This is a genomic window from Enemella evansiae (genome assembly GCF_004362375.1).
GTDB lineage: Bacteria > Actinomycetota > Actinomycetes > Propionibacteriales > Propionibacteriaceae > Enemella > Enemella evansiae.
The window spans coordinates 45,695-58,166 of record NZ_SNXA01000008.1 but is presented as its reverse complement, the minus strand read 5'-3'; the positions used below and the strand labels follow the sequence as shown (position 1 = coordinate 58,166).

The window sequence follows — 12,472 nt, the reverse complement described above, 5'->3', positions numbered from 1 at the left end:
GGTTCGGGATCGGTCGGACTGGTCCACCTCGGTGGACACACCATCTTCTCACGGGGTACGCCGAAGTGCCGATTCGGCGACTGGCAAGCTATCGCTCCGAGCAGCACACCGAACGCACGAGAGGAGCAGATGTGGACATCACCCAGATCATCGCCGAGCAGCACGACCAGCAGCGCACCATGTTCGCCCAGCTGGAGCAGTTCCCCGCCGACGACCACACCGGGCTGGGCGCGCTGTGGCAGCGGCTGGCGATCTTCCTGGAGACCCATGCCGAGGCCGAGGAGCGCTACTTCTATCCGCATCTGCTGAAGCAGGGTGAGGGCGCGGCCGACGCCGACTCGGTCGATGAGGAGGTCGAGGATGCGATCGGCGACCACAACAACATCCGCGACGCGGTCCGCCGGGCGGAGGCCGAGCAGGTCGGCTCCGAGGCGTGGTGGCAGGCGGTCAGCGACGCCAATGTCGCCAACTCCACCCACATGGCCGAGGAGGAGCGTCAGGATCTGACCGACTTCCGCCGCAATGCCAGCCTGCAGCAGCGCCACGACATCGCAGTGCAGTTCCTGCGTTACGAGGCCCTGCGGGCGGCCGACGGGATCGAGGCCAGCGACAAGGATCCCGAGGACTACGTCGAGGCACCGGAGAAGACCATGCGGGAGGCGGAGGCGAAGGACAACTGACCTCACGGGCCCGGCGCCGCGGGCGTCGGGCCCTTTCACAGCCGTTCACAGGTTGCGGCCCTTGGGAGTGGACCACCGGGCAGGGAGAATAGGACGCATGACCTACCAGAATCCCGCCGCGCCCCGGCGCCAGGTGGAGACCCCCAAGGGCGCCGCGATCTTCATGATCGGGGCGGTCGTGCTGCTGTGGGCACTGGAGGCCATCGACACCGTTCTCCTCGGCCTGCTGGACACCCTCGGCATCCACGCCCAGGAGCCGACCGGCTGGGTCGGGATCCTCTTCGCCCCGTTCCTGCACTTCGGCTTCGGGCACCTGATCGCGAACACGATCCCGCTGCTGGTGCTCGGCTTCCTGATCCTCGTCGGCCGTGGCGGCGCCGCGCGGATGGTCGGGTCCACCATCATCTCGGCGATCAGCTCCGGCCTGTCGGCCTGGGTGCTCTCCCCCGCGCACACGGTGATCCTGGGTGCCTCCGGTGTCATCTTCGGCTGGCTCACCTATCTGCTGACCCGCGGCATCTTCGCCCGTGACGTGAAGAACATCGTCATCGGCGTGGTGGTCTTCATGGTCTACGGCGGTGTGTTGTGGGGTGTCTTCCCGACCCAGGCCGGCGTCTCCTGGCAGGCCCACCTCGGCGGCGCCATCGGTGGCGTACTGGCCGCCTGGCTGATGCACCGGCGAGCCGCCCGCAAGGTGACCGTCTGATCCGCTCCGGCGGATTTGCCGCTCCGGCGGGCCGCAGGTAGAGTTGCCCGCTGTGCTGCGTGCTCGACACGCACGACCGACCAACCGACACGAACCCGAGTAGAGGCCTGCCCCGTGGCGAACATCAAGTCCCAGATGAAGCGGATCAAGACGAACGAGAAGGCTCGTCAGCGCAACAAGGCTGTCAAGTCCGAGCTGCGCACCGCCGCCCGCCGCTTCAGCAAGGCCCTTGAGGACGGCGACGCCGCCAAGGCCAAGGAGGCCGCGAAGCGCGCCACCCGGCTGCTGGACAAGGCCGTCTCCAAGGGCGTGATCCACAAGAACCAGGCCGCCAACAAGAAGTCGGCCATCGCGACCAAGGCCGCCAAGGCCTGATTCCGCGCACCGCAGCGCCCCGGGACCGTCGGACCCGGGGCGTTTCTGCGTCCCCTGGTGACTCGGTCGGCAGCTTGCGAGCTGCCCAGCGAGTGGTGACTCAGCCGCGCCGAGCGCGGGTGACGGCGAGCACGCAGCGCTCCAGGGCGTACGCCGGTTCGTCGGCGGCGCCCTTGATGTCGGCATCCGCGCGGGACACCGCGAGAATCGCGGTGGCCAGCCCGGCCTGGTCCCAGCTGCGGAGCTGCTGACGCATGGTGCGCAGCTTCCACGGCGGTACGCCGATGTCGCGGGCCAGGTCGTTGTCGCCCATCCCGGTGCGGTTGCCCTGCAGCTTGCCGAGCCCGCGCAGCCCGGAGGCCAGGGCGCTGGTGACCAGCACCGGCGCCACCCCGGTGGACAGCGCCCAGCGCAGCTGTTCCATCGCCCGGGTCGCGCGACCGGCGAGTGCCTCATCGGCGACCGCGAAGCTGGTCACCTCGGCCCGGCCGCCGAAGTAGCGGCGGACCAGCTGGGCGCCGATCTCCCCGCCGTCACCGTCGGCGACCAGCTGCCCGGCCGCCGCGGCGAGGGAGCGCAGGTCGTGGCCGACGGAGTCGACGAGCAGCTGGGCGGCCTCGGTCTCGATCCGGCCGCCGCTGCGGCGTACCTCATTGGTGACGAAGGGCACGAGCTCGCGCGGCTTGAGCGCGGCGGCGTCGACGACGGGGATCTTGGCCTTCTTCAGCTTGTCGATCAGCCCACGGCCCTTGGCGCCGCCGCCGTGCACCAGCACCAGCGCCACATCGGGCAGCGGATCGGTGGCGAGCCCGAGCACCACCGGGTGCAGGTCGGCGGCGAGGTTGGCCAGATCGCGGAGCACCACGACCGTCGAGGTGGCGAACAGCGACCCGCCGGTCAGCTCGGCCAGCAACCCGGCATCCACCCGGGACGAGTCGACGTCGTGGACCTCGGCGTCGGACCGGTCGGCGCGCGCGGCGGTGACCCGCTCCGCGACGGCCCGATCGGCCAGCAGGGACTCGGGACCGCTGATCAGCAGCACGCTGCCGAACGGGGACTGCTTGGGCATGGGGACCAGCATGCCAGCCCCGGCCGACATCCGGTTGCGCACCGGTGATCGCCTGGGGCCGATATGCCGGTCCCACGAACGAGGACCGGCGATAACTGCTGACGAAGTCGGTCTAGGGTCGGAATCGTGACCTCAGCCGCCCCGCGTACCGGACCTCCGGTGTCCCTGGCGGCGGCCGGGTTCATGAGCAGTTTCGACCGGTTCGCGATCGGCCCGATGCTGGTGGTGATGGCCACCGATCTGGGCGAGCCGTTGGCGGCGGTGGTCGCGCTCGCCGGGGCGTACTTCCTCGCCTATGGGCTGAGCCAACCGCTGTGGGGCGTGCTGTCGGACCGGCTCGGCCGGGTCCGGTTGATCCAGTTCACCCTGATCGTCGGCGGTGCGGCGAGCATCGCGTCGGGGTTCGCACCGAATCTGGCCGTGCTGCTGGTGCTGCGGATCATCGCCGGGGCCTGTTTCGGTGCCGTGGTCCCGACCTCGCTCACCTATGTCGGGGACACCGTCGAGCTGTCCGCCCGGCAGCGGGCGTTGTCGGACCTGATGGCGACGATGGCGGTCGGTACCGCGCTGGCCACGGCCCTGTCGGGACTGCTGGCCCACTCCTTCGGCTGGCGGTCGGTGTTCGTGCTGTCCGGGGTCTGTTCGCTGATCCCCGGCCTGCTGGTCGGCCGGTTGCCCGAACCGCAGCGCGCACCGGTCGCCGGCAACATCGCCGTGCAGTTGCAGACCGCGATCGCGAACCGGTGGGCGCTGCTGCTCTACGCACTGGTGATGGTCGAGGGCGGCGCGCTGCTCGGCATGCTCACCCTGCTGCCGCCGGCCCTGTCCGAGCACGGGGTCAACGTGTCGTTGGCCGGTCTGGCGACGGCCGCCTACGGGGTCGGGGTGATGGCCTTCTCCCGGTTGGTCCGCCCGCTGGCGCGGCGTTGGCCGATGTGGGGTCTGCTGCTGCTCGGCGGGGTGCAGCTGGCGATCGGCTTCGCGCTGGTCAGCTGGCGGGTCAACGTGGTCACGGTGCTGATCACCTCGCTGGCGCTCGGCGGCGGGTGGGCGTTCATGCACTCCTCGCTGCAGACCTGGGCCACCTCGGTGGTGCCGCAGGTCCGCGGCACGGTGGTCGCGCTCTTCGCCGGGTCGCTGTTCGTCGGCAGTTCGCTGGCCACCTGTCTCGCCGCCCCGTGGGCCGACACCGGTCACTACCAGGCGATCTTCGCCGTCGCCGCGGTGGTGATGGTGCCGCTCACCCTGGTCGCGGTGCTGGGCCGGATCAGCTACCTGCGCCACACCGAGTCCTGACCGCCGCCCGGGCGGGTCAGCCGTCGGCGCCCACCCGGGTGCCGAGCAGCTCCTCGAGCGCGCGGCTGTCGGTGGAGACGCCGAAGGCGGGTGAACCGGGGCCGAATCGGACCCCCTCGGTGAGCGGGCCCACCAGCACCGGGTCGAAGCCGATCCGGTCGACGAATCCGGCGACCTGGATGACCGCATGCGGATCGTCACCGGCGATGGCCAGCGCCGACCGGTCGGGGGCGCCGACCGGCCGGGCGTCCTCCTCCAGCTGGTGGTAGCCGAGATGACTGAAGGTCTTGACGACCCGCGCGCGCGGCAGCTCCTGCTGGATCACCGCGCTGCTGGGGCGTACGCCCTCGAACTCGGCCAGGATGCCGTCGGTGGGCGGCCAGTAGTTCATCGCGTCGATGACCACCTTGCCGTCGAGTTCCCGAGCCGGGATCGTCGCGCGCTTGCCGAGCGGCAGGGCCAGGATCACCAGGTCCGCACTCCGGGCGGCCTGCGCCGCGCTGGCGGCGGTCGCACCGGGGCTCATCACATCGAGGATGAACTGCACCGGTCCGGGATCACCGGAGCCGGCGACGAGCGTACGGTAACCCGCCGCGACCGCCAGCCGGGCCAGTACGCTGCCGAGCTTGCCCGCGCCGAGGATGCCGACGGTGGTCACGCCGCCACCCCCGCGGTCTCCCGGCGGATCACCGGTACGACCTCGGTGAGGTAGAGCTCCAGGGATTCGCGGGTCATCTCGCGGGGCAGATTGCCGACATCGAACTGTCCGATGAAACGGTCGATCCCCAACAGCTCGACCCGGGTCAGGATCGCCTCGATCACCTGTTGCGGGCTGCCCACCGGCAGGCTCGCCTCGATCCAGCTGTCATAGACACTGCGCGGGAAACCACCGGATCCGAGCCGCCGCCCGGCCTCCTCGAAGTAGCGGGCGTAGTGCGGGAAGAAGTCGTCCCGGGCACCCTGGGAGGTCTTACCGACGTACATGTGGCCGCTGACCCCGAGCCGCAGCGAGGACGGATCGTGCCCGGCACGCGCGGCGGCGCGGTGATAGAGCTCGACCCGCGGTACGAACTGCTCGGGTCCGGCGAAGAAGCCCATCATCATCGGCAGCCCGAGCAGGCCGGCGCGCACCGCGGAGGCCGGGGTGCCGCCGATCGCGATCCACACCGGCAGCGGGTCCTGCACCGGTCGCGGCGAGATCTCACCGGCGCTGATCGCGGGCCGGCGGTTCCCGCTCCATGTGATCGTCGGTTCCTCGCGCAGCCGCAGCAGCAGCTCGAGCTTCTCCTCGAACAGCTCGTCGTAGTCGTTCAGCTGGTAGCCGAACAGTGGGAACGACTCGGTGAACGCACCGCGGCCCGCCCAGATCTCGGCCCGGCCGTCGGAGACCTGGTCGAGGGTGGCGAACTGCTGGAACACGCGGACCGGGTCCTGGCTGGAGAGCACGGTGACACCGCTGGCGAGCCGGATCCGGGAGGTCGCGGTGGCGATCGCGCCGAGCACGACCTCGGGGGCGGAGACCGCGAAGTCGTGGCGGTGGTGCTCACCGAGGGCGAAGATGTCGAGGCCGCCCTGGTCGGCGATCCGGGCGTGGTCGAGGAGCTGTCCGATGCGTTCGTGGGCATCGCGCGCCTGACCGGCCCGGGGGTTGTCGGTGAGTTCACCGAAGGAGTAGATGCCGAGTTCCATCGGCCGTGCGGTGGTGACGTTCATGCTTCGATCCTGCGTCGGAAACTGGATCGCGACCAACGATTTCTGATGAAGATAGTCATCGCCATCGGCGATGATGTCGTCAGCGCTCGGGCCGGGCGCGATCGTGCGCGCTGCGGGTGATGGCGTTGGCCAGGGCGACCGCCGCGGCGGTCTCGCGGCGATGGGTCGGTCGCGCGAGCTGCACCTTCCAGACCAGGTCCTCCCGCAGCGGCACCCCGGCCACCGTGTCGTCGATCGCCTGTTCCGGGACGATCGAGACGCCGAGATCGCTGTGCACCAGGGCCCGGGCCAACTGGAAGTCGGTGACCTCGGTGCGGATGGTACGCCGGACCTCGATCGCGGCGAACGCGGCGTCAATCAGGCTGCGGATGCCCCAGCCCTCGGGGTAGTCGATGAACGGCTCGCGGGCCAGGTCGGCGATCCCGACCGCCGACTGACCGGCCAGCGGATGGTCCGGGCTGCACATCAGCACCAGCGGTTCGCGGTTCAGTTCGGTCAGCGTGAAGTCCGGCAGTTCGGCGGCCGCGGTGAACACCAGGGCGAGATCCAGCGCCCCGGTACGCACCTCCTCCAGGGACGAGGTGGAGCCGGCGATGGTCTGCCGCATCCGCACATCCACCCGCGGATGGGCGGCGACGAAGTCGTGCAGCACCGCGGCCAGATCCCAGGAGCCGGTGTAGATGACCATGCCCAGGCGGACCGTGCCGACGAGTTCGCCGCGGGCACTGGCAACCGCTTCGCGCGCGGCCTCGACGGCGAACAGCGCCTCCCTGGCTCGCGGCAGCAGGGCCTCACCCTCGGCGGTCAGGGACACCCGGTGGTACTGCCGCTCGAACAGGGCGACCCCGAGCTCACGCTCCAGTTGCGAGATCGCCGCCGACACCGCCGACTGGACGACGTTGGCCCGCTGGGCGCCGCGGGTGAAGCTGCCGGTCTCGGCGACCGCGACGAAGTACGCCAGCTGGTGGATCTGCATGGGCGCAGGCTATCGCCGCTGGCGATGGGGCCAGGGTGTCGTCGTCTCGAGACGCGATGACCGATCGTCTCTCGTGTGTCCGTTCAGCCCACGGGCACCGCCTCCACCAGCAGATTGTCGCGGTAGCGGCGGCGCCCGTCGACGGTCTCGACCTCCCCGGCGCAGGTGACCAGGACCAGCCGGGTCGGACCCGGGCGGTCCAGCAGATCGGCCGGCAGTTGGTCGGCCGGCACGGTGCGCAACCGGGTGGCCCGCCAACGGGTCGTCGCACCGGCACCGTCGCTGGTCTCGAGCTCAGACCCCGGGGCCAGCTTGTGCAGCGGCCACAGGGCCCCGCGGGTGGCCCCGGAGGTGACGTGCCCCGACATCAGGATCGTGCCCGGTGAGGGTGCGAGCAGGGCCGGCAGTCCGGTCGCCGGGCCCCGGTTCACCCCGACCACCGCCGGGTCGGCGGGCACCTGGAAGACCCCGTCGCGGATCGCGGCGGGTGCGATCCGGGCGTCCACGGCCAGGCTCGGGATCCGCAGCCGGGCCTCCCCCGAGCCGCTGCCGCCGCGGGCGGGTGTGGGCCGCGCGGTGGACCGACCGGGGGTCCTGGTCGGTGTGGCTTCGGCCGCGGCGGACCAGTTCCGGGCCGGGGTCGGCGCGGCCGTCACCGGGTCGGGTACCACCGGGGTCGGCTCCAGCGTCGGTGGTGCCGTCGGCGTGGTCGGTGCCGGTGAGGGATCCTCGGGTGGGCCCGGGGCGAAGGTTTCCGGCATCACCGGTTGGTCGGACGGACCGGTGGCGGTCTCGGTGCCGGAGCGGGCCCAGACGACCACGCCGATCAGGGAGATCGCCAAGAGCGCAACCACCACACCGGTCAGCAGATGCCGGCGCATCATTCACCCCCGGGTATCCCCGAGGGGATCCGCAGCTTCACCACGCTCGGTGCCGGGGCCGGGGCGGGCGCCGGTGCCGGGGCCGGGGCCGGGGCGACCGTGGACGGCACGACCGTCGGCACCGGTGCGGGTGTCGGCGAAGGGGCCGGTGTGGGAGTCGGGCTCGGCGTGGGCGTGGGGCTCGGCGTGGGCGTGGGGGTTGAGCTCGGCGTCGGCGTGGGAGTCGGGCTCGGCGTGGGAGTCGGCGTCGGTTTCGGTTTCACCTGGGTCGTCTCCTCAGCGATCCCGCACCGCGTGACGACCTCGGCGGACCGCCTCGTCGCCGGCAGGATCTCCTGCCAGACATAGAATCCCGGCTGCTTCAGCGTGATCCCCGGGGTCTGGTAGCGGCCATCACCGTCGATCCGGAACCGCACCTCCCCGGCCTTCGGGTCACCCGCCCGGCAGTCCTCCTCGGTGGGCCGGTGGGCGTACGGACCCCACAGCACCGCGCGCACCTCGGTGCGGATGCCCGGTGCCCCGCGTACCTCGACCTGATCGGTCAGCACCGCACCGGGCTCGGCGACCTGCTCCGAGGTGCGGGTGGTGATCGTCGGCCGCAACGGTTGGATCGTGGCCGCGGCTCGTGCGGTCAGTTGGCGCGGCTCCCCCGCGCTGATCATCCGCTGCACCAGTCGATCCGGGCTCTTCGGATCGTCATAGTCCTTTGCGGTGTGGAGAATCGGTCGCAGTGCCGGCAGCGTCGCCGAGGCCTGCACCGACAGCTCCCCCGGTTCGCGGGCGGGCAGCTCCAACCGGGCCCGCCCGGTCGCATCGGTGTTCACCACCTGACGCTCGTCGCCGACCTGCACTGTCACCTGCACCCCGGCCGGCCCGTCACCCCGCGGTCCGCGCAGCCGCACCGCGACCGCTCCAGCCGCGGTCACCGAAGGTGCGGTGAGGTCCAGCTCCAGCGTGTCGGCGCCGGCTCCGCGCAGCCCGCGTTCCAACTCTGCGACCCGGTCGGCGAGCGCCGGATGGGCGGCGACCGCGGCCCGATACCGCGCGTCCATCCGGGCGCGTTGCTGGTCGTCGCCGACGGTGCGCTGCCGGATCAGCTGATCCACCGCCGCGGCGGTGACGTCGTCGCGGACCCCGGTGCGGGCCCAGTCGGCCAGCCAGGCGATCTCGGCCAGTTCGGTGGTGGTGAGCTGGGGGCCGGTGACATCGCTGCGGCCGCCGCGATCACCGAATCCGGTCTGTTTGCGGACGTTCTCGGCCGGGGCGCTGCGCCACCCGGAGGCGCTGCGCGGGCCACCGGAGTTCAGGTCGATGCACCACACGACCAGTTCGCCGAGGTGGTACTGCCCCAGCTCGGCCAGGCCACCGTCGGCCTGTACGCGGATCCCGCGGGGGCCGAAGCCATCGATCGGGCGGGCCTGTGCGCGATCGACCAGCAGCAGGCCGGTGCACACGCTGGCCAGCACGCAGATCCAGATCGCGGCGCGTTTCATCATTGGTCTCATCGGGGCTCCTCGGATTGTTGAAGGTGGGCGGTCAGTCGAGATTTCTCTTGTGTCAGAGCGATTGCGCCACCTCGGTCGGTGCGCAGCGGTTGCTGGCCGCAGCGGCCGAGCAACTGCAGCGTGCGCGGTGCGGGGTGGCCGTAGCCGTTGTCGGCGCCGACGCTGATCAGCGCGACCCGGGCCCGGGAGTCGCAGACGAAGCCCTCGTCCTGGCGGGCGGAACCGTGATGGGCGACCTTGAGCACATCGGCGCGCAGGTCGGCGCCACTGCGCAGCAGCGCCGATTGGGCGGCCGGTTCGGCGTCCCCGGTGAGCAGTACGCGGATGCCCGCGATCTCTGCGGTGGCGACGATGCTGGCGTCGTTCTCGGCCGAGGACTCACCGTCACCGGAGGCCGCCGGCCGGCCGACCCGGATCGGTCCGAGGGTTCGCCAATCGATCCAGCCGACCTGCAGGCGTTGTCCCGGTGTCGCGGTGAGCAGGGGTACGCCGGCCGCGTCAGCCTGCCGGGTGATGACTGCGGCGGTGGCCGCCGGCGAGGCCAGCGGCGAGACCAGCATCGTCCCGACCCGGCGGCGGCCGAACACCGCCGCGAGCCCACCGGTGTGATCGGCGTGGTAGTGGGTGAGCACCAGCAGCGGCACCGCGGTGACGCCGAGCCGATCCAGGCAGGCGGTCAGCGGTTCCGGTTCCGGTCCGGTGTCGACGAGGATCACCTGCCCGGCCCCCGCATTCAGCACCAGCGCGTCCCCCTGACCGACGTCGCAGGCCACCAGGAGCCAGTCCCGCGGCGGCCACCCGGGGGTGAACTGCGGGCGGGCCAGCACCACGATCAGCAGCAGGGCCGCGACCAGCACCAGCACCCGCCGCGACAGCAGCCAGCCGATCAGCGGCACCCCGGCCACGCAGGCGGCCAGCACCACCAACACCCCGAGTGGGCCGCTGGGCCACTGCCAGGCGGCCCCGGGCAACGCGGCCCCGGCATCGGAGATCCAGAGGATCGCCTGCGCACACCAGCCGGCCAGCCAACCGGTGAAGGCGGCGACGGTCGGCAGCGGCACCGACAATCCGGCGGTCGCGAAACCGAGCACGGTCGCGGGCCCGACGAATGGGCCCGCGAGCGCGTTGGCCAGCAACCCGACCATGCTGACCTGACCGGAGATCGCGGTCACCAGCGGTTGGGTGGCGAGCTGGGCGGCCAGTGGCACGGTGACCGCCTCGGCGAGTGGGGCCGGCAGCCAGGCCATCCGTTCCCGCCAGCGGGCGGCGAGCAGGATGATCCCGCCCGAGGCGAGCACCGAGAGCCCGAAGCCGACCGAGCGGCCGAGCCAGGGATCGATCAGCAGCAACCCGACGACGGCCAGACTGAGGTGGCGGATTCCCTTACCGGCATGGGAATTGGAACCGAGGGCTGCCAGCGCGACCAAGCCCATCGCGGCCGCCCGGAGCACGCTGGGTTCGTTGCGGCAGAGCGCGACGAAGATGGCGACGCCGACCAGCCCGATCAGGTGCAGCCAACGCCCGCGTACCCCGAGCCAGCGGGCCACCGTCAGCAGGAAGGCCAGCAGCAGCGTCAGGTTCGCACCGCTGACCGCGGTCAGGTGCACCAACCCGGTGCTGCGGAAGTCCTCACGCAGTTGGTCGGTCATCGCGCTGGTGTCACCGAGCACCAGCGCCGGGACCAGGGCGCGGCGTTCCGCCGGCAGGTCGGCGACCGCGCGCCGCAGCCCTGCCCGGATGGCCTCCACCGCCCGATCCGCCGCACCCGGTTCGGTGAGCCGTTCCGGCGGGCCGCGCAGCGCGGCGACCGCGGCCACCGGCTGGCCCGGATCGGGCGGCCCGAGCTGAGCGACCATGCGGATCCTGGTACCGACCCGCAGCGTACGCAGGGATTCGGCGTACGCCCCGGAGGTCACCAACCGCACCTGCTGGCGCAGCCCCAACCGTTGCCCGCGCCCGGAGACCTGCCGCACCTCCCCGGTGAGCACCACCGTCTGGCCACCGAACCGGCTCTGGCTGACCTGCGGGTCGCTGCGTACCACCAGTTCGACGACCGCCACCGCCCGCTGATCCGCCAACCGGCGCAGCGGTGAGGTGTCCAGCTGGTACTGCCGGGTCCAGCTCAGCGCCAGCAGCACGATCAGCACCAGCGCGGTCGCCGCCGCGAGCGGCCGCCGCCGCCACCCCGCCCATCCGGCACCGGCCAGTCCCGCCGAGACGGCGGCCAGCACCAGCGGCCAGCCACCGAGCCCGGTACCGACCAGGGTGGCGGCCCAGCCGGCGAGCGCCAGCGGAACCAGCCGGAAGTCGGTGACGGTGGGTGCGCGCATCTCACACCGTCACCAGCGGCGCGATGTCGGCGAACGATTTCGGCCCGATGCCGGGCACCTCCTGCAGCTCCTCGATCCGGCTGAACCGGCCGTTCTGGGTCCGCCAGGCGAGGATCTTCTGCGCGGTCACCGGGCCGACCCCGGGCAGTGCGTCCAGCTGGGCCTCGGTGGCGGTGTTCAGATTGACCTTGCCGCCGGCGCCCGCAGCACCGGCCCCCGCACCACCGGCGCCGCCGCCGGATGCCGGGGAGCCACCGGGTGCGGCGGGTGCCGCACCCCCGCGCACCTCGCCGCCGGGTCGGCTGCCACCGCCGATGAGCACCTGCTGACCGTCGGTGAGCTGCTGGGCCAGATTGAGCTCACCCGGCCGGGCCGCCGGGGTGAGCCCGCCGGCGGCCTCGATGGCGTCCACGACCCGCGAACCGAGCGGCAGGGTGTGCACCCCGGGACGGCGGACCTCACCGGTGACGTGCACCCGCACCACCGCCGGGCTCGGGGTTGCCTCCGGGGTGGGGTTGGCCGGTGGGGCCGGCACGGGCGCCGGGGCCGAGCCGCCGGCCTGCTGCACCGGGAGCGGCTCGCCGACCGGCACCGCACGGGAGCGGGTCAGCGCATAACCGCCGGCCAGCGCACCCAGGAGCAGCACCACGGCGACCACGAGCAGGTGCCGCCGGGTGAACTCGAGCTTCGGCGTACGCCGGACCGGTGCCGGTCTCGGTGGTGCTGCGAACGGCTCCGGTTCGGGCGGTTCCGGATCGGGTGGGCGGCGCAACCGCGTGCCCCGATCGGCCTCCGGTGTCGCTCCGCGACCCGACGGCCGCAGCTCCGCGACGACCCGATCGAGCCGCTCGCGGACATAGTCCGACATCACCGAATCGGTCTGTCTGCCTCCCATACCCTGCACATGCCGTGCCGGGGCAGGAAATGTTCACCCCGAAGGA

At 72.0% G+C, this 12,472-nt stretch carries 12 protein-coding genes; 4 read left to right on the top strand and 8 right to left on the bottom strand.

The annotated features are described in order from the left end of the window. Window positions 1-131 precede the first annotated feature (131 nt). From C8D81_RS00860 to rpsT, 3 genes are all read left to right on the top strand, one after another. Window positions 132-680 carry a hemerythrin domain-containing protein gene (locus tag C8D81_RS00860; RefSeq protein WP_094430041.1) on the top strand — a complete coding sequence of 183 codons (549 nt, stop codon included), beginning with the start codon at window positions 132-134 and terminating at the stop codon, window positions 678-680. 97 nt (window positions 681-777) lie between these two features. After that, window positions 778-1,386: a rhomboid family intramembrane serine protease gene (locus C8D81_RS00855; protein ID WP_094430042.1), complete on the top strand. Its 609-nt coding sequence runs from the start codon at window positions 778-780 to the stop codon at window positions 1,384-1,386. A 114-nt stretch (window positions 1,387-1,500) separates the two neighbouring features. Beyond that, complete coding sequence (gene rpsT, locus C8D81_RS00850) at window positions 1,501-1,761, top strand: 30S ribosomal protein S20 (RefSeq protein ID WP_094360303.1); 261 nt, start codon at window positions 1,501-1,503, stop codon at window positions 1,759-1,761. Between the two features lie 100 nt (window positions 1,762-1,861). Here rpsT and holA read toward each other — a convergent pair whose 3' ends face one another. Continuing rightward, window positions 1,862-2,830 (bottom strand): DNA polymerase III subunit delta, encoded by a 969-nt coding sequence (gene holA, locus C8D81_RS00845; protein WP_229118940.1) that lies wholly within the window; start codon window positions 2,828-2,830, stop codon window positions 1,862-1,864. A 126-nt stretch (window positions 2,831-2,956) separates the two neighbouring features. Here holA and C8D81_RS00840 point away from each other — a divergent pair, with 126 nt between their 5' ends. Beyond that, window positions 2,957-4,126: an MFS transporter gene (locus C8D81_RS00840; protein ID WP_208109063.1), complete on the top strand. Its 1,170-nt coding sequence runs from the start codon at window positions 2,957-2,959 to the stop codon at window positions 4,124-4,126. A 16-nt stretch (window positions 4,127-4,142) separates the two neighbouring features. Here the strand turns inward: C8D81_RS00840 and C8D81_RS00835 are convergent, their stop codons facing one another. The 7 genes from C8D81_RS00835 to C8D81_RS00805 form a co-directional block, all read right to left on the bottom strand. Beyond that, window positions 4,143-4,784, bottom strand: a complete 642-nt coding sequence (locus tag C8D81_RS00835) for an NADPH-dependent F420 reductase (RefSeq protein WP_094430044.1) — start codon at window positions 4,782-4,784, stop codon at window positions 4,143-4,145. Beyond that, a complete protein-coding gene (locus tag C8D81_RS00830; RefSeq protein ID WP_208109062.1) occupies window positions 4,781-5,839 on the bottom strand; it encodes an LLM class flavin-dependent oxidoreductase in 1,059 nt (352 codons plus the stop codon). Before C8D81_RS00830 ends, C8D81_RS00835 begins: the two co-directional genes overlap by 4 nt. A 79-nt stretch (window positions 5,840-5,918) precedes the next feature. Beyond that, entirely contained in the window at window positions 5,919-6,815 is an 897-nt protein-coding gene (locus C8D81_RS00825; RefSeq protein WP_094407337.1) for a LysR family transcriptional regulator, read from the bottom strand. 83 nt (window positions 6,816-6,898) lie between these two features. Next, on the bottom strand, window positions 6,899-7,699 hold the full coding sequence (locus C8D81_RS00820) for a class F sortase (RefSeq protein ID WP_133625378.1): 801 nt from the start codon (window positions 7,697-7,699) through the stop codon (window positions 6,899-6,901). Next, window positions 7,696-9,201, bottom strand: a complete 1,506-nt coding sequence (locus tag C8D81_RS21150; RefSeq protein ID WP_208109188.1) for a hypothetical protein — start codon at window positions 9,199-9,201, stop codon at window positions 7,696-7,698. The genes C8D81_RS00820 and C8D81_RS21150 overlap by 4 nt, the downstream gene beginning before the upstream one ends. Further along, window positions 9,198-11,531, bottom strand: a complete 2,334-nt coding sequence (locus C8D81_RS00810; protein ID WP_133625377.1) for a ComEC/Rec2 family competence protein — start codon at window positions 11,529-11,531, stop codon at window positions 9,198-9,200. The genes C8D81_RS21150 and C8D81_RS00810 overlap by 4 nt, the downstream gene beginning before the upstream one ends. Before the next feature lies 1 nt (window position 11,532). Beyond that, a complete protein-coding gene (locus C8D81_RS00805) occupies window positions 11,533-12,426 on the bottom strand; it encodes a ComEA family DNA-binding protein (protein WP_208109061.1) in 894 nt (297 codons plus the stop codon). Window positions 12,427-12,472 lie beyond the last annotated feature (46 nt).

Bases quoted from the DNA above. Each gene is read 5' to 3' on its own strand.
- C8D81_RS00855 (WP_094430042.1), top strand. From the start codon at position 778: ATGACCTACCAGAATCCCGCCGCGCCCCGGCGCCAGGTGGAGACCCCC.
- holA (WP_229118940.1), bottom strand. From the start codon at position 2,830: ATGCCCAAGCAGTCCCCGTTCGGCAGCGTGCTGCTGATCAGCGGTCCC.
- C8D81_RS00830 (WP_208109062.1), bottom strand. From the start codon at position 5,839: ATGAACGTCACCACCGCACGGCCGATGGAACTCGGCATCTACTCCTTC.
- C8D81_RS00825 (WP_094407337.1), bottom strand. From the start codon at position 6,815: ATGCAGATCCACCAGCTGGCGTACTTCGTCGCGGTCGCCGAGACCGGC.
- C8D81_RS00820 (WP_133625378.1), bottom strand. From the start codon at position 7,699: ATGATGCGCCGGCATCTGCTGACCGGTGTGGTGGTTGCGCTCTTGGCG.
- C8D81_RS21150 (WP_208109188.1), bottom strand. From the start codon at position 9,201: ATGAGACCAATGATGAAACGCGCCGCGATCTGGATCTGCGTGCTGGCC.
- C8D81_RS00810 (WP_133625377.1), bottom strand. From the start codon at position 11,531: ATGCGCGCACCCACCGTCACCGACTTCCGGCTGGTTCCGCTGGCGCTC.
- C8D81_RS00805 (WP_208109061.1), bottom strand. From the start codon at position 12,426: ATGGGAGGCAGACAGACCGATTCGGTGATGTCGGACTATGTCCGCGAG.